Source organism: Arcobacter rhizosphaerae (assembly GCF_049472155.1).
Classification (GTDB): domain Bacteria; phylum Campylobacterota; class Campylobacteria; order Campylobacterales; family Arcobacteraceae; genus Arcobacter_B.
In genome coordinates this window covers 203575-220800 of the sequence record NZ_JBMOVW010000004.1, presented here as the reverse complement: position 1 = coordinate 220800, position 17226 = coordinate 203575, and the positions used below count along the sequence as shown (strand labels likewise).

The following is a 17226-nucleotide window of genomic DNA, read 5'->3' as shown; positions in this document are numbered from 1 at the left end:
AAAAAATTAAAGGAATAACATGACAGTAATTAGATTAACAAGAATGGGTAGAAACAAAAAACCATTTTACAGAATCGTTGTAACAGACTCAAGAAAAAGAAGAGATTCAGGATGGATTGAATCAATTGGTTACTTCAACCCAGTAGTTGAGCCAAAAGTATTAAAATTAGACGAAGAAAGATATAACTATTGGTTAAGCGTAGGTGCTAAACCTTCTGAAAAAGTTAAAAAATTAGCAGCTAAATAAGTTATTGAGATAAGTAATGATTATTAAATTTATAGAAAACTACGCAAAATTAATTGTTAGTCAACCCGAAGATATTAAGGTTTACAAAGAAATGGTTGATGATACTTTTGCGGAGATTACAATAGTAGCAAATAGTGTTGATATTGGAAAGCTTATTGGAAAAAATGGAAATATGATTAATGCTTTAAAAACTATGGCAAATGGTTGTAAAGCAAAAGATGGTGTTTCATATAAAATTCAAGTAGTATCAAAGTAGTTTTCTATGAATGATAAGATTTATGTAGCAAAACTTGGTAAAGCTGTGGGTCTAAAAGGTCAATTAAGACTTTTTATAGACTCAGACTTCCCTGAACAATTTAAAAAAGGTTCACAATTTATAACAAATAAAAAAATAAACTTAACTGTTAAAGAATATAACTCAAACAGAGAACTTGTTTTATTTGAAGGTTATGAAGATGTGGATACTGCAAAAAAACTTACTAATCAGGAACTATTTTCAACAATTGAACAAACAAGAGAAAACTGTAAATTAAAAGAGAATGAGTTCTTTTGGTTTGATTTAATATCTTGTAAAGTAATTGAAAATGGTTTAGAATTAGGTGAAGTAATTGAGCTTCATAGATATCCAGCTAGTGATTATTTAGAAGTTAAAACATCAAAAGATTTAGTAGACAAAGATTTACCTAAAACATTTTTAATTCCTCATTTATTTGATACATATATTTTAAATGTAGATGTAGAAAATAAAATTATTGAAGTTAAAGATTCAATGGTAATATTAGAAAACTCATAATTAAGAGCTTACTAATAATTACATCTTTTATCAAACTCTTCTTTCGTTAGTTCAACTTCATAGGCATTAGAAAAATTTTCTTCTATTAATTTATTATAAATTTCATTTCTTTTATTATTATCAAAAAATGGTCCAAAATATATTTCTATATTATTGAAATCATCTCTACAAAGTAATACATCATTATGTATCATCAAAATTTTATCTAAATAGTCTTTGTATAACTCACCTTTTATTTTAGCAACATTAATAAGGTTTACAAATCCTGAGGGGCTAGGTTTTTCATTATTCATGGGTTTTGTATCTACTTGAACATTATTAATTACATCTTTTTCTGATTTTTCTTGTTCTTTTTTGTTCTCTTCATGTTTTATAGTATTCTCTATTTCCATTTGTGCAAGAATAAGTTTTTCTCTTTTTACTTCTAAAATTTCTTTTTCTCTAAGCATTTCTTCTTTTAATGATTTTGCTTGTTCTTTTAGTATCTCAAGTTCATTTTTTTGATTTTCAAGCTGTTCTTTTTTAGCTTGTAATAATTGTTTTTCTTTTGTCAACTGTTCTTCTTGAAGAGCAAGTTTCTCTTTATACTCTTTTTTCTCTTTTTCAAGAATTTGTTTTTGTTCATCAATTTTATCTAAGGCTTTCTTTTCTAAAATATTTTTATTTGTTAGCTTTGATAGTTCTTTATTTAAGTTATCAGTATTTACATTTTTTAAACTAAATTTATATTCATTCTTAGGTTCTATATTTTTTGTTTGGACTTTTTTAGGAGTTATAGGCTCTTTTTTAGGCTCTTCTGGATCAAAAAAACCTATTAGATATAGAATTAGTCCAATGACTAAAGTTACAAGTAAAAATCCTATAACTCCAAAAAGAATTAATTTAATTTTATTATTTTCTGTTTTCTTTTTAAAAGTAGGTTTTTCATCTTTTTGAGATGCTTCATTTTCTATTTTAACTGACTCTTCAGCTGAAGCATCATCATTATTTTTGTCTGAATCATTTTGTGTACTATCTTCATCTAGTGTTAATTCTAATTCTTCTTCTTTTACTTCTGCCATTAGTCACTCTTTTTTGAATATTTTCTTTTTTCTTTTTGTTTTGCTAATATTTTATCTTTGTTTTTTTGATAATATTGGCGTCTATACTCTCTTAGCTCTTCTTTTTTCTTTTCTCTATACTCTTTGTCGTATTCTAATCTTTTTTCTTTATTTTCTTCGTAATACTCTTTTTTCTTATTTTTATACTCATTTATTTTAGCAACAATTAATTCTTTTCTATCATCAACGTGAGCTTTTTGTACTTTAGCTATTTCTTTTATTTTATTTGTAAAATTTAAGTCATTTAATTCATCTTCATAATCAATGACTTTTCTTTTCTTTTTTGCTTTATTTTTTAAGTAGTATTCTCTTTTTTTTCGTTTATGAGCTAAAAATTTTTCTTCTCGAAGTTTTTTTAATTCATCTAAATCCATTTCTTAATTATTTACCTATCTTTTTAGCCTATTTACTGTATCAAGCATACCATCAGTAGTAGTAATTGCTTTTGAGTTAGCTTCATAAGCTCTTTGAGCTGTAATTAAGTCTACCATTTCATTTACTAATTTTACATTTGATAATTCTATCATACCTTGTCTAGTATTACCAAATTGTTCTGTAGTTGGATTTCCTGTTACTACAGCACCAGAAGCTTCTGTTTCTCTAAATAAAGATTCTCCCATTGGAGCTAAACCAGCAGGATTTATAAAATCTGCAATTTGAATTTGTCCTAAATTAACTATTTCTTCCGTTTGTGGATTTGTTGCAGTTACTGTTCCATCTTTACCTATTGTTAATTTTGTTACATTATCTGGAACTACAATTTGAGGTGATAAAGGATATCCATTACCATTTACTATTGTACCTTCTGAATTTAATTTAAAAGTTCCATTTCTTGTATAAGCTGTTTCTCCATTTGGCATTGTAATTTGAAAAAATCCTTTTCCTTCAATTGCAATATCTAAAGGATTTGAAGTTAATTTTAAATCACCTTCTGTAAAGTTTTTTTGAACTCCTGAAATTCTAACACCTAAACCAACATCAATACCTGTTGGATTTAATGTAGTTTGAGATGTTTGTCCTGCTGTATAGTTTAATGTTTCGTACATAAGATCTTGAAATTCAGCCCTGTCTTGTTTAAATCCAGTTGAATTAACATTGGCGATATTGTTTGATGTAACATCAATTTGATGTTGCATTGAATTCATTCCTGTAGCAGCAGTATAAAGTCCTCTTATCATGGAATTTCCTTTAGAGTTTTAGATTCTAATTATTATATTTTAAGAACAATTAAAAAAAGATAAATTTATATAGTTATTTATGACTTTAGATTAAGTGGATATTTAAAACAAATTATATATAATAATCGATAATTGAATATTAATAAAGATTTAAAGGGTAGTATGATGAGAATTCTAATCGTTGATGATAGTTCTACTATGAGGAGAATTATTGGAAATGTTGTAATGCAATTAGGTTATGCAAAAGAAGATTTTGATGAAGCTGAAGATGGTGTAAAGGCTTGGAAACTTTTAAGCGAATCTAATTACGATGTAATTTTAACTGACTGGAATATGCCTAATATGAACGGTTTAGATTTAGTTAAAAAAGTAAGAGCAGAAGGTGCTCATCAAAAGACTCCTATAATCATGATTACAACTGAAGGTGGGAAAGGTGAAGTTATTACAGCTTTAAAAGCTGGAGTAAATAATTATATTGTAAAGCCATTCAATGCAGAAGTCTTAAAAGAGAAGCTTGATGGGGTATTAAAAAAATAAATAATAAGGCATTATTATGAGTATGAGCCAAGAAGAAATTGAAGCATTAATGAATGGACTTGATATTTCTGATGATGAAAATGAATCTTCTGAATCAACTGATACAACTGTTGATACAAGTGAAATTGATGAGTTAATATCTCAAACACAAAACGAAGAAGAGTTAGAACCTAATCCAGTTTTAGAAGAAGCAAATGATTCTGTAGAAGAATCATCTACTAATATTGAGGAAGAACCAAAAGTTGAAGAAATGCTTTCTTTTGATGAAACTGAAACAAGTGATACAGTTGATAATGATGACATTGATGCGTTATTAAAAGATTTGGAAGCAGAAGGTTCTTCACAAGAAGGTGAAACAGAAATTTTTGATGATTTAGAAAATAATTCATTATCAGAAAATTCAAATGATGATTTTGATGACATTATGTCTCAAATAGATGGTATTACAGAAGAAACACAAAGTACTAATGAACCCGTACAAGTTAAAGAAAAAGTAGTTGAAGAAGATATTAATGCAGACAAAATAGTTAAAGATTGGACTGATACTAAAATAAATGAAGGAGTAATTCCTTTGCCTGCAGAAAAAGATACAAAAGTAGTAAGTCAACTTAATCAAGTTGCAAATGATTCAGAAGAAAAAGTTTCACAAATATTTGATGTCTTAAGTCTTAGTTTAGATAATAATAATGCTTTTAGAACAAAAGTTTCTGAAATGGATGAGCTTTTAGTTTCTCAAAATAAGCTTTTAATGTCTTTACATGCAAAATTCCCAAATATTGAAATTTTTAAATCAAATATTGAAAAAATAGAAGAAGTTAATAAAAGTTTAGAATCTATGAAATCAATAATGAATGAAGAAGATATGAAAATATTTGAAGCAATGGAACTAATGCAGTTTAATGATATAAATAGGCAAAAAATTGAAAGAGTAATGTCTGTTATTAGAAAACTATCATTGTACTTAAATAATTTATTTGAAGATGAATATACAGATCAAGAAATTGCAGTAGCTAAACATATTCATGGAGATGAAGGTGAAGTACTTATTGGTGAAGATTTAGATAAATTAATTGAAGAATTTGGAAAGTAAGGAAATTTAATGAATCAAGGAACATACCCTCTTGCAGCATCAATGATTAATCAGATAAATAGATTAGACCAAATAAGTAATAATCTAGCAAATGTTAATACAAATGGTTTTAAACAAGAAGGAACAACTGAAACTACATTTAACTATTATATGCAAAGAGCAAAGAATGAAGGTTTTACTCCATCAAAAATTAATGAAGTTACTAATAATATTCCAAAAATTGATTCAAAATTTATAAATGGTGAAATGGGTCCTATTACACCAACAGGTAATAATTTAGATTTTGCGTTAACTCAGCCAGATACATTTTTTAAAATACAAAATCAAAATGGAGATATTGTTTATACAAGAGATGGAGCTTTTAAAAATTTTGATGGCTTTTTAGTTGATTCAAATGGAAATAATGTATTAAATCCTGATAATGAACCCATCTTAGTAGAAGAAGGGTTCGAGAATAATATTGGAGTTGCTCAAACTCCTTATTCAAACCTTCAAAAACTTGGAGATAATACATATAAACTAAAAAATGATAATGATCTGATTTTATTTGAGAATTCTGATGGTTTATTTCAGCAAGGTGCAATTGAGAAATCAAATGTAAATTCTGTTACAGCAATGGTTGAATTAATAGATGCACATAGAAGGTTTGAACAATCACAAAAAGCAGTTTCAAGCATAGATGAAATTAATTCTAAAGTAATTGATAAAATAGGAAATAATACTAGATAATGGAAGCAAGTAGCGTAACAAATACTCTTTTCGCACATTTAAATTTTAGAGGTGAAAGACAAAAGGTAATATCTAGTAATATTGCTAATATAAACACACCAAACTATAAAACTAAAGAATTAGTTTTTGAAGATGAATTAAATAAGACAGTTAAAGAACCAAGATTATCATTAGCACAAACTAATGGACAACATTTATCAAATATTAATCACAATAAAAATGTTCCTAACCCTAGATTAGTACAAGTAAAAGGTCTTGAAGAACAAAATGATGGAAATAATGTCAATTTAGATACACAAATGGGTGAAATGTCAAAAAATAAAGTTATTTTTGATGCCCTGCAGTCAGCAATAAAAAAAGATTCAAGACTTTTTAGATCAGTTATAGAATCGTCAGCTAAAAATTAACCAGGATAAGTAATATATGGATCAACTTTTAAAATTTATAAATAATTTGAATGCTGCCCAAAGAGCAGTAATAATAGGAGGTTTCTCCCTTTTATTTATTCTATTAATTGGTCTATTAGTTTATTCAAATATAAAAGCAGAAGATAAAAAATTAAATTATACAATTGCCTCAAATTTAACTAAATCGCAAGTTATGTTAGCAAGTGATGAACTTGAAGCTTCAGGAATTGCCTTTAGTGTAATTGGTTCAGGTAATAACTTAACATTAAAAACATCAAAAGAGTTTATTAATATTGCCAAAATTAAACTTGTAACTAGTGAAGCTTCAACTAGTAAACATGTTGGGTGGGAGATTTTTGAAAAATCTTCTTTAGGTACTACAAATTTTGAAAACAAAGTAAAGTATTTAAGAGCTTTAGAAGGAGAACTTTCAAGGTCTTTAGAATCTTTAACAGGAGTCTTAAGAGCAAGTGTAAAAATAGCAATTCCTAAAGATACTATTTTTACAGAAAGAAAGACCCTTCCAACTGCTTCTGCAGTTCTTTCACTAAAACCAGGGGTTTTTTTAACTCAAAAACAAATAGATGGAATAAAGAACTTTATAGCATCAGCTGTTCCTGATTTAACACATGAAAATATTAAATTAATTGATCAAGATGGAAGTTTACTTCAAAAGTCTAAAGATGATATGGCAACACAAAAATCATATTCACAAAGTAAATATAAAAAGAAAATAGAAGATGATTATGAGAAAAAGATTGTTGAATTATTAGAACCTTTTGTAGGACCTGGAAGAGTTGTAGCAAAGGTTTCTGTATCTTTAGATTTTATTATGCAAGATATTGAAGAAGAAATATATGACCCAGAAGGTACTATTCGATCTCAACAAGTTATTGAGAATGTATCATCTTCACAAGGTATGCCATCACAAGCAGGCGGAACAGCTGGTGTTGATAATAATATTCAAGTACCAGGTGGTACTGGTGGAAATTCAAATTCACAAGCTAGTAGTGAAGGAACAAATACTGTAACAAATTATGAAATCTCTAAAAAAATAATTAAACAAAAAGATAACAATTATTCAAGAATAAATAGAATTACCGCTGGTGTTACTTTTGATTCTACTGTATTAAAAGACGTTGAAAATAAAGATGAATTTTTAAACTCAATTGAGTCTATTGTTCAAGATACTATTGGATATGATAGTAAAAGAGGTGATAAAGTAACCGTAAAAGACTTTAAATTTATAGGAGTTAAACCCATTGGAGAAGGTGGTGTACAACTTGATGAAAATGGAAACCCTATACAAGTTAGTGAAGGTTCTTCTTTAGACAGTTTATCAATGATAAAAGCTATACTAAAAGAGTTTAGTGAATATATTCAATATTTAATTGCAGCAATACTTTTATTTATTTTTTATAAGAAATTTATAGTAAATCATGAAGTTGTAATATTAGGTGATGGTACAGCAAAGAAAAAAGAAGATGGTGAAGATGATGATTTAGTTAATGATATGCTAGGTGATTATGGAGATCAATTTGATAGAGAATCTGCAAAAGGTAGATTGAAAAACAAAATTAAAAGTCAAATCTTAAATAATATAGAAGGTTTAGATGAAGAATCAGCTGCTAAATATGAAGTTTTAGTAGAAGAATTAGACAAAGAGGTTAATAATAATCCAGCAGAAATTGCATCTATGATAGAACTTCTATTATCAGAAGGTGATGCTAACTTAAAAGGTAAAAAATAATGGCAGAAAATATTACTACTTTACATGAAGTTCTAAAAGGAATGTCAATGAAGGATAAAGTTGCTAGATTTTTTGTCCTAATTGGAGAAGAAGCAACTGTAAAAATTTTTCAACATTTACCTAAGGATACAGTTGAGGATATTTCTACTTCTATTACTCAAATAAATTCAATTGATAAAGAAACATCTTTAGCAATATTAGAAGAGTTTCATTTATATACAAGAACAAAAGGTTTTATTAGTTCAGGTGGTTATGATTTTGCTAGAGATATTTTATATAAGTCTTTAGGAAAAGGAGAAGCAGATGAAGTTTTAGCTAAGCTTTCAAAATTAAAACTTGCTTCGCAATCTTTTTCTTACCTTGATGCAATTAATCCAAAACAATTATCAGATTTTATTAAAGATGAATCTCCCCATACTATAGCTGTAATACTTTCACACATGGATGCCCCAAAATCGGCAGAAGTTTTAATGCAACTTGAAGAAGAAGTAAGAGTAAAAGTAACTATGCAAATGGCAACAATAAAAGATGTTTCACCAGATGTAGTAAGAACTATATCCGTTGTATTAGAGAAAAAATTAGAGTCTTTACTTTCTTCTATTGTTGATGTAGGTGGAGTTAAAGTTGTTGCTGATATGTTAAATAGACTAGGTCCAAAGTCACAAGATATTTTAAAAAATATCAATGGTGTTGATACTTCACTTGCCACAAAAATTAAAGAAAATATGTTTGTATTTGAAGATTTATTAAATTTAGATACAGAATACGTTATGAAAATTTTACAAAATGTAGATACTGCTGATGTTGCAGTCGCTATGAAAAATGCTCCTGATGAAGATATGGAAAAAATTACAAGTGCAATGTCTCAAAGAGCAAGAGACAGATTTAAAGAAGAGTTTGAGATGTTAAATAAAGTTAAAATCAAAGACATTGAAGCTGCTCAAAGAAAAATGCTTGATGTTGCACAAAAAATGATTGAAGATGGAATCATTGATAGAGAAATGGATGAATAATGGCTAGTAATAATGTTCGATCAAATGCAAAAGTTTTAAATGGTGGGGGAGATGTACAAAAGTATGAATTAGGTAATTTCATAAATAGTACAAATCAAGTTCAAGAAGAACAAATACCTTCTCAAGCAGTTTTAGATAATAAAGAAATAAATGGCTATATAGACCCTGTATTAAGTGAAGTAAGAAATTTAGCTACTCAAATTAGTCATATTTCAGCAAAAGTTGAAAGTATTGAAAACGGTGGTGTTCAAGGTAGAGATATTGATGCACAAGTTGTACAAGCTATAAAAGATTTAAAACATTATGCCGCTTTTTTTGAACAAGCAACTTTTCAAATGGAGTCTAAACTTTTAAAAACATCTATTTCAATCGCACAAAAAATTATAAGTATTGAAGTTGGTGAAAATTCTGCAAAAATTGCTAAGCAAACAATTTCTCATTTATTAGATAAAATAAAAACTGCTTCTAAAGTTCAAATACATCTAAACCCTAAAGATTATCAAATGTTAAAAGACCAACTTACTTTAGAACCATATATAGAACTTAGAGAAGATCCAAATGTTGCTACTGGTGGTGTTGTAATTGCTAGTGATTTAGGTAATTTTGATGGTAATATTGAAGCAAAAGTTGCTTCAATGCTAGAAACACTTGATACTGTAATTTAATTAAAACTAAACTACTATTTAATTTCTTAAAAGTTTATGTTATAATAGTTTAGAATGATATTTTTTATAAAAGTTTGGTTATGGAAATAAGTGAAAGAGATTATGATATATTAGTTGATACAGAAATTACTGTTGATGTAATGCTTGGAAATTCTGACATTACTATAGCAGAATTTTTAAAATTGAGTGATGGAGATATAATTTCATTAGATAAGCCAGCTGGTGCTGGTGGAGATATATATGTAAATCAAAGAATTATTGGTACGGGTGATATTATTGTAATTGATGATAAATTAGCTGTAAGAGTACAAGATGCAATGGATTCTGACAATGTTGTTAGATATTTCTTTGATGAAAATTTAGTATAGGAGTTAAAATAATGACTGTTAATAGTAATGATGAAATTAAAACAGGTACAGGAATAGGTGGAAGTCAGTATACTAAAGCAATTACAAATGATGAATTAACGAATGAAGATTTTCTAAAGTTAATGATTCAAGAATTAAAGCTACAAGATCCTACAAAACCTACAGATTCAAAACAAATGCTAGCTTCTCAAATGCAAATGTCTACAATTAGTACTAACCAAGAGTTAGCTAAATCAATGGAGAGTTTAAAAGCTTCTTTATCTAATATGACTTTAACAAATGCTGTTACTTTTATGGGTAAAAAAGTTGATGCAATTGTTGATAAGCCTGTTATTTTGGAAGATGGTAGTGTAAAAAGAGATAAAAATGGTGATGTTGTTACTGAAAAAGTAAAATCTTCATACAAAATTGCTACAGTTCAGTTAGATAATGGAGTTACTAAATTTGAAAGTCATGAGCTAGTAGGTTTTAAAGATGTAGCCATTGACTATAAAACTAATAAAGTAGTTAAGTATGATTTTAAAACAGGTCAAATTAAAGATGAAGAAGGTAACTTAACAGAGTATTATATAAAATTGACAGAGGATGGACGTTTTGAAACGAATGCTTCAGGTGATATTCAACTTGTAGATAAAGATGGTAAAACTATTTCACCTACTTACAAAGTTGAAGACGAAGATATTCTACGATATGAGTTTATTAATACCGAAGAAATATATTCTTCTAACCAAACAAATATACAATATGAAGAAATTGTAAAAGTATACTAGGATAAATTATGATTGGCGGACTTTGGAATGGATATTCAGGTTTAAATACTTATGAAAGAGCATTAAGTGCAGAATCTAATAACTCTGCAAATACTAACACTGTTGGTTATAAGGCTAATGATGTAAGATTTGAGGATTTAATGTACAAAGATGGTATAGGAAAAGGTGCTCAGATTGAACAAGTATTTAAAAGATTTCAACAAGGTAATATTAAACCAACTGGACATAGTTTAGATATTGGTATTGAAGGTAAAGGGTATTTTATTGTAAATGACCCCCAAAACAATGAAACATATTATACTAGAGCTGGAAATTTTCAATTAGGTTCTGATGGATTTTTACAAACACCTGATGGTTTAAAAGTACAAGGTTTAACTCCTCAAGTTCCACAAGTTATTACTACTAATCCAGATCTAGTTCAATTAAGTAAAATACATTCTGGTTTCGTAGCAAGTGAATCAATTGCAAATGAGAATTTTATTCAAACAATTAATGCAAGAATAGGGGATTATTCAAAAACAGCTCAAACTACGGGAATTAATGGGGAAGGCTTTAAAACAGCAAGTTCAAAAGTAGTTGATATTGAAGCCTTGATTACTGATTATAAAGATAAATTAGATCTTTATAGGTCTGTATCAACTCAAGAAGCTACTCCATCTTCAAATCAAATTACTAGCTTAGATTTCAGTAGTTATCTATCTGAATTACAAGATCAAAACGATTTTATAAAAGTTACAATCAATAATCAAGAGGTTAGACAACAATTTGATACAAATGTAGATAATACAATGCGACTTTTTGCAGATAAAATTTCTGCTATTCAAGGTATGAAAGGTACAGTTGATACAACATTAGGAAAAGTTACAGTTGAATCTATGATTCCTGCAAAAGAAATAGCTATTTATGATGGAACTGTAAACGATAAAGCAGCTTCAATTAATCAAGTACAAAATCAAAGTTTAGGTACAGGATATGGAATTGTAGTTAGTGCAAGAGATGCTTTACAAGCAGCAGTTGAAGCTGCTGGTTCAGAGTTTATAGAAATTACAAATACTATTAATTTAGAAAATCAAGGAAACCTTCAAGTAAATGATATTCAGATGAAGTTAGCAAATCTAAACTTATCAGAATATACATTTGGTGGTATTAGTGTTGATGAAGGTATTATTTATCTTGCTGATGGAGATAATAAATTTGTAGTTGGTAAGGTACAAACAGCATTTTTTAGAAATGATCAGGGCTTAGATGCACAAGGTAATAATCTTTATAAAAGTACAAATGAAGCTGGTGAGGCACAATATGCAGGAAAAGTAAATACTTTACACTCTGATTCTTTAGAGGTTAGTAATACAAATAATGCTGATACTTTAACAAATTTATTGACATACCAAAAAGCATTTGAAGCAAATTCAAAATCAATAACTACATCTGATGAGTTATTAAAAACAGCTATTAATCTTAGAAAATAATAGCTGTAGTGTTTTCATATTAGCATTTCTTTAATGTTAATATGTGAACATTTTGTTCACCATTTTTATATAAAAAGGATAAATCATGATTGGCGCACTATGGACAGGGATCTCAGGATTATCGTCACAACAACAAGCATTAGATAATGAATCAAATAATATCTCAAATGTAAACACAATCGGATTTAAGTCATCAAGAATATCATTTGCAGACCAGATGTACCAAGATAGAATAGGTAAAGGGTCTAAAATTTTAGATGCAGAAAAACTATACACACAAGGTAACCTAAAATTAACAGGAGTTAATTATGATATGGCCTTAAGTGGAGAAGGATTTTTCACAGTATCAAATACAAGAGCAACAGGTTCAACAGAGAACTTCTATACAAGAGCAGGAAACTTTAGAATGGGTGATAATGGAACCCTACAAGATTCAGCAGGTAATGAAGTGCAAGGTTGGATGATGACAGCAATAGATACAGCAAAAGATGTAACAAGCACAAACCCAAATGTAAATGTATTTACAAATGATTATACAAAATTACTATCATCAAAAATTATAAAACATAGTACGTATGTAGAGACAATTACAGCAAAAGCTACAGATTATACAAAAACAGCAAAGGGTGATTCTGAGACAATATTTGATGGAGCAGGATTAAAAAGTAAATCTTCAAAAGTATCAGATATTGAAGAAGCAATAAAAGATTATGCAACATGGTTACAAAGATTATCAGAAGAACCAGATGGCGCATCAGCAACATCAACAGCACAAATATCAAATATAAACTTTAAAACAACAAAAGCAGACTCTTTAATAAGAAGTGAAGGTCAACAAATATATGCATTTATAAATGGAACAAAATATTCTCAAAACTATATATCAACAACTGCAACTGATCAATGGATAAAAGATTTTTATGTAGATGCAGCAGCAAATGCACCTTTTGGAGATGCATATTTAACAGATTTTGGACTACCAACATCAGGAACATTTTCAAATCCACCATCAGATGCAAATATTGGGACATTAACAAGTGAGCAAAGAGATACATTTAATGTAATAGCAAGTAGAATAGAGACATATAAGGGACTAGCAAATGAGATATCAGAGAGAGTACCAGGAGTAGTAGCGTATATGTCAGATGAAGGAGGAGGAACAAATAATGATGTATTAGAATTAAATGATACATTAACTCCAAATTCACATGATTTATATCAAATGTCAAAAGGTATAATACAAATTAAGTCATTAATTCCAGGACAAGAGTTTACAATATCAGAAGTAGGTGAACGTTCAGGAGATACAACAGTACAGGGGAATTATCTGACAACAATAGCATCACAAAAAGGTGAGGGTATTGGAGCATTAAATTCATCAAAAGATGCCTTAGCTAAATTAGTTACAGGTAAGCAAAGAGATGTTTATACTACAACTGATTTATCTTTAGCAAAAGATGGTAGTGTTACTAAAGACTTTACTTATGGTATTACAATCTATGATAAAGAGTTAGGTCAAAATATACCAATTCCTAATGATGGTGCAACTCCTCCAAGTGCTTTAAATATTCATATTAATGGTGCAACTTCTATAGATGATATAGTTGCTGCAATTAATGATTCATCAAGAACAACTTTTACTTCTGATAATGGTAATACCTCTACAGTTACAAATAACTTACCTGATTATATAGTTGCTAAAAATGTAAATGGAAACTTAGTACTTGAAACATTAGATGAAAATTATGATGTTGAATTTACAGGATCTATGAAAATTGCAGATGATCATACTGTAGATAATGGAGCTGCTAACTTAACAGCTGTTTATACACCACTTGATAAAAATAGTGATTATAGTGGAAGAGAAGGTGCAGGAGCTGAGTTTATACAACTTATAAATAAAGTTGATCAAACTGCTACAAAAGGTTCACTGCAATTAAGACTTGATACTTTAGGTATTTCAGATTCTGCCTTTGGAGACTTTTCTGTAGATAGTACAGGTCTTATTATGATGAAACAAGATGGAGCTGATTATGCTATTGGTCAAGTAGCAATTGCTTTATTTAATAATAATAGAGGATTAAATCCATCAGGGGATAACTTACTTGCAAAAACAAATGAATCAGGTGAGCCTATTTATAACTTAAACAATGATAAAACTGCAAAAGTTGAAGGAAAAACATTAGAGTTAAGTACAGCTGATTTAAGTGAAAGCTTAGTAAATCTTATGGTATTCCAAAGAGCTTTTGAAGCAAATGCTAAGTCAATTACGACTTCAGATCAATTATTAAATACATTAATTAACTTAAAAAGATAAATAAATAAAGTAGTATTCTTTACTACTTTATTTTAATAGGATTGTTTTGGAAAATTTTTTATTAATCACAATTATTGGAATATTATTATTATATTTCTTTTCAAGTGCAAATGTATATAAATCTTTATATAAAAAAGTTAATGAAGAGAAAAATTTATTAGAAGAAGAAATTAAAAAATTACAAAAAATTGTAGACAGATATGAAAAACAAGCAAAGATAAGTTCTAATACATTAGCAAATAGCCATGACAACCTTCAAGTTGCTAGAGATGATTTACAAGAAGCAAGATTGGAAAATATGAATTTAAAACATAGAGTTGATGAGTTAGAAAAAAGAAATGAAGAGTTATATGCACAAGTTAATACAATGGTTTAATATCGAATTAGATACTTTAGTATATAAAATATTATTAATATTTTTATTTTTAAATTGTACTTTATATGCTAAAAATGAATTAATTGAATCTCAACCAGAAATATTATTTCAATATGATAAATTAAAAAAAACACAAGATAATTTAGCTTTACAAGTTGAATTTAATAAAGCTGTTTTATTTTTAGGAAAAGGTAAATATAAAAAAGCCATTGATATTTTAAAAAAAACAGCCTTAATTATAAAAGTACCTTCAAATTTAAATATTGGTATTGCATATTATAAGTTGGGTGCTATAGATAAAGCTATTGTTTACTTAAATGATATTTATAAAAATAAGGCAGTAGCTCTTAGTGATACTTATTCTTATATGTCTGCTTGTTATTATTTATATCAAATTTCTAAAGATAATAAGTATTTAGATACTATTGTAAAAATTTCAAGAAAATATAAAAATTTAACAGAACATTCTAAAAGAATGTTAGCAGATACTTATATAATTCTAAAAGAGTATAAAAGTGCATTAAAAATTTTAAATTCAATGAACTATGCAATGGATTTAAAAAAAGCACTTCTTTATATAAAATTAAAAGATTATGAAAAGGCTAATATTTTATTAGAAAAATCACAAAATAATACCTTGAATCCTTCAAGATTAAATCAAATTTTATGGTTTAGAGTTTTTGTAGATTTAAAATCAAATAATATTGAAAGACTAAGAGAAAATTTAGATTTAATCCAAGAAAAGAAAAGTTTATTTAAAGCTAATCAAGATTTACCTTTAGAAATATTTTTTAATGAGAATAAGTATTCATCAAAAGATTATTTAGATTTTGTTTCAAAATTTGATGATAATAGAAAATACAATTTCCTTTTTTATTTTGCTCCTTTTATTTTTTCAGATTCAGAAGAAATAATTTATGATAGTTCAAAAGGTTTTATTTTTAACTCTGAGGGAAATTTAAATAGTTTAGAAGAAATGGTTGAATACAATAATAAGTTTCTTGATATAATAAAAGAAGACCCTATTATAAGAGTTGTAAAATTAAAAAAGCTTTTGTCTACTGACACAAAATCTTATATTTATTATAATCTTGCTTTATCTTATACTCATATACAAGATTATTTTAATGCGCATAAATATTTTATAAAAGCATTTAAGCTTAATCCTGGAAATAAATTATATGCAGTTATGACTCTTTTAACTGCTAATAAATTAGGTAAAAAACTTGCTGATGAAGAGTATATAAATGCAATAATTAGGTCAAAAGATGGTATTTACAATTATTTTGGGAAAAAAATATATACACTATTTTTTAATCCTGAATATAAACTTGAAATAAAACCATTATCTTATAAGAGTACTATTTTTTATAAAGCTTTAGATTATTTAGAAAAGTTAAACAACAATGAACCCTTAAATAATCATCCTTTATTATCTAAGTATTTTAAAGATCCTTTAACATATCTTATGAGATTAGTTCAAAGAGAAAAAAATGAAAGTAATTATTCTTATTTCTCAAGACTTCAAGATAGTGTACCTTTATCTTTAAATAATAATTTTCTTGAAGGTCCTTTAATTATTACAAAATATTATATTGATGTTTTAAAAGCTATTGGTTTAATGAAAAAAGCTGACTTAACGATAGTAGGAAAAAATTCTCCTTCTTATTTAAGAACAAAAGCTTTAAGTGATTTACATTTAGGTAGACCAGATGAAACAATAAAAACTATAGAATATTTACAAAAAGAGTACAAGTTAGAAGATAAATATACTATGTATCTATTAGTAGCAGCACTACTTGAAGCTGGCAGATACAATGATGCTTCAATACAAATCTCTTTGATAAAGGCAATATTAAATGATAAAGATGCTGATTTTTTAACTGCTGTACAGTTAATTCAAGAGTTGAAAATATCAAGTGCAAAGCAATATATTACACAAGCTTATAAAGATGCTTTGATTGACTTTAAACTTATAGGTTTTGATGAATATTTGGAATCTTTATAATTTTTACCTAAAACTTTTTATAGAACTAATTATTTAAATTTTTTTCTGCTATAATATCTAAAAATAGTATCTTTCAAGGAGTCTGATATGGAACTTGGTAGAATAGCTGAAATTGACAACGCAAAATTAAATAACGTTGAGAAAATTGAAAAAATAAACGAAACAAGTGAAAAAAACAAAGTCATCAAAGATGAAGAATATAAAAAAACACTTGGAAGTAAACAAGAAATTCAAGCAAATGAAGTAATTCTAGATAATATAAGATTTGGATACAACAAAAACTCAAAAGACTTCTTTGTAAAAATTACAAAAGGTGATGCTGAGTATAAATATCCTACTGAAGATATGATGAAAGTAAAAGCATTTATCCTTCAACAGTTAGAAGAAACACAAAATAAAAAATAAGGTT

Annotated in this window: 20 protein-coding genes; 17 read left to right on the top strand and 3 right to left on the bottom strand. The window is 27.5% G+C overall.

Features of this window, described 5'->3' with window-relative positions:
* Positions 1 to 19: 19 nt before the first annotated feature.
* The 3 genes from rpsP to rimM are packed head-to-tail and all read left to right on the top strand — an operon-like array spanning position 20 to position 1040.
* Positions 20 to 247, top strand: a complete 228-nt coding sequence (gene rpsP / locus ACH5BH_RS08565; RefSeq protein ID WP_404305683.1) for a 30S ribosomal protein S16 — start codon at positions 20 to 22, stop codon at positions 245 to 247.
* A gap of 16 nt (positions 248 to 263) precedes the next feature.
* Entirely contained in the window at positions 264 to 503 is a 240-nt protein-coding gene (locus ACH5BH_RS08560; protein WP_404305681.1) for a KH domain-containing protein, read from the top strand.
* Positions 504 to 509: 6 nt separating this feature from the next.
* Positions 510 to 1040 (top strand): ribosome maturation factor RimM, encoded by a 531-nt coding sequence (gene rimM / locus ACH5BH_RS08555; protein ID WP_404305679.1) that lies wholly within the window; start codon positions 510 to 512, stop codon positions 1038 to 1040.
* Positions 1041 to 1051: 11 nt separating this feature from the next.
* On the opposite strand, the gene ACH5BH_RS08550 is transcribed toward rimM, so the two are convergent.
* From ACH5BH_RS08550 to flgG, 3 genes are read right to left on the bottom strand one after another with little or no spacing between them, the layout of a single operon-like run.
* Positions 1052 to 2101, bottom strand: coding sequence for a coiled-coil domain-containing protein (locus tag ACH5BH_RS08550; RefSeq protein WP_404305677.1), 1050 nt, complete (start codon positions 2099 to 2101; stop codon positions 1052 to 1054).
* Complete coding sequence (locus ACH5BH_RS08545) at positions 2101 to 2514, bottom strand: hypothetical protein (protein ID WP_404305675.1); 414 nt, start codon at positions 2512 to 2514, stop codon at positions 2101 to 2103. The genes ACH5BH_RS08550 and ACH5BH_RS08545 overlap by 1 nt, the downstream gene beginning before the upstream one ends.
* 15 nt (positions 2515 to 2529) lie before the next feature.
* Positions 2530 to 3318 (bottom strand): flagellar basal-body rod protein FlgG, encoded by a 789-nt coding sequence (gene flgG / locus ACH5BH_RS08540; protein WP_404305673.1) that lies wholly within the window; start codon positions 3316 to 3318, stop codon positions 2530 to 2532.
* Between the two features lie 165 nt (positions 3319 to 3483).
* Between flgG and ACH5BH_RS08535 the strand changes: the two genes are divergently transcribed.
* From ACH5BH_RS08535 to ACH5BH_RS08470, 14 genes are all read left to right on the top strand, one after another.
* Positions 3484 to 3855 carry a response regulator gene (locus tag ACH5BH_RS08535; RefSeq protein ID WP_404305671.1) on the top strand — a complete coding sequence of 124 codons (372 nt, stop codon included), beginning with the start codon at positions 3484 to 3486 and terminating at the stop codon, positions 3853 to 3855.
* 16 nt (positions 3856 to 3871) lie between these two features.
* A complete protein-coding gene (locus ACH5BH_RS08530; protein ID WP_423298067.1) occupies positions 3872 to 4945 on the top strand; it encodes a hypothetical protein in 1074 nt (357 codons plus the stop codon).
* 9 nt (positions 4946 to 4954) lie between these two features.
* A complete protein-coding gene (locus ACH5BH_RS08525; protein ID WP_404305667.1) occupies positions 4955 to 5674 on the top strand; it encodes a flagellar hook-basal body protein in 720 nt (239 codons plus the stop codon).
* Positions 5674 to 6081 carry a flagellar basal body rod protein FlgB gene (flgB, locus tag ACH5BH_RS08520; protein WP_404305665.1) on the top strand — a complete coding sequence of 136 codons (408 nt, stop codon included), beginning with the start codon at positions 5674 to 5676 and terminating at the stop codon, positions 6079 to 6081. The genes ACH5BH_RS08525 and flgB overlap by 1 nt, the downstream gene beginning before the upstream one ends.
* A 16-nt stretch (positions 6082 to 6097) precedes the next feature.
* Positions 6098 to 7831 carry a flagellar basal-body MS-ring/collar protein FliF gene (fliF, locus tag ACH5BH_RS08515; protein WP_423298066.1) on the top strand — a complete coding sequence of 578 codons (1734 nt, stop codon included), beginning with the start codon at positions 6098 to 6100 and terminating at the stop codon, positions 7829 to 7831.
* On the top strand, positions 7831 to 8844 hold the full coding sequence (fliG, locus tag ACH5BH_RS08510) for a flagellar motor switch protein FliG (protein ID WP_404305661.1): 1014 nt from the start codon (positions 7831 to 7833) through the stop codon (positions 8842 to 8844). The genes fliF and fliG overlap by 1 nt, the downstream gene beginning before the upstream one ends.
* Complete coding sequence (locus ACH5BH_RS08505; protein WP_404305659.1) at positions 8844 to 9509, top strand: FliH/SctL family protein; 666 nt, start codon at positions 8844 to 8846, stop codon at positions 9507 to 9509. Before fliG ends, ACH5BH_RS08505 begins: the two co-directional genes overlap by 1 nt.
* Before the next feature lie 80 nt (positions 9510 to 9589).
* Positions 9590 to 9877, top strand: coding sequence for a FliM/FliN family flagellar motor switch protein (locus tag ACH5BH_RS08500; protein ID WP_404305657.1), 288 nt, complete (start codon positions 9590 to 9592; stop codon positions 9875 to 9877).
* An 11-nt stretch (positions 9878 to 9888) separates the two neighbouring features.
* Positions 9889 to 10647, top strand: coding sequence for a flagellar hook assembly protein FlgD (locus ACH5BH_RS08495; protein ID WP_423298065.1), 759 nt, complete (start codon positions 9889 to 9891; stop codon positions 10645 to 10647).
* Between the two features lie 8 nt (positions 10648 to 10655).
* On the top strand, positions 10656 to 12116 hold the full coding sequence (locus ACH5BH_RS08490) for a flagellar hook-basal body complex protein (protein WP_404305653.1): 1461 nt from the start codon (positions 10656 to 10658) through the stop codon (positions 12114 to 12116).
* A gap of 85 nt (positions 12117 to 12201) precedes the next feature.
* Entirely contained in the window at positions 12202 to 14433 is a 2232-nt protein-coding gene (locus tag ACH5BH_RS08485; RefSeq protein WP_423298064.1) for a flagellar hook-basal body complex protein, read from the top strand.
* 46 nt (positions 14434 to 14479) lie between these two features.
* Positions 14480 to 14809, top strand: coding sequence for a hypothetical protein (locus ACH5BH_RS08480; protein WP_404305649.1), 330 nt, complete (start codon positions 14480 to 14482; stop codon positions 14807 to 14809).
* Positions 14784 to 16817, top strand: a complete 2034-nt coding sequence (locus ACH5BH_RS08475) for a tetratricopeptide repeat protein (protein WP_423298063.1) — start codon at positions 14784 to 14786, stop codon at positions 16815 to 16817. Before ACH5BH_RS08480 ends, ACH5BH_RS08475 begins: the two co-directional genes overlap by 26 nt.
* A gap of 87 nt (positions 16818 to 16904) precedes the next feature.
* The gene (locus ACH5BH_RS08470) at positions 16905 to 17222 is read left to right on the top strand and encodes a flagellin (RefSeq protein WP_404305645.1); all 318 of its coding nucleotides are present in this window, start codon (positions 16905 to 16907) and stop codon (positions 17220 to 17222) included.
* The last annotated feature ends 4 nt before the right edge of the window (positions 17223 to 17226 follow it).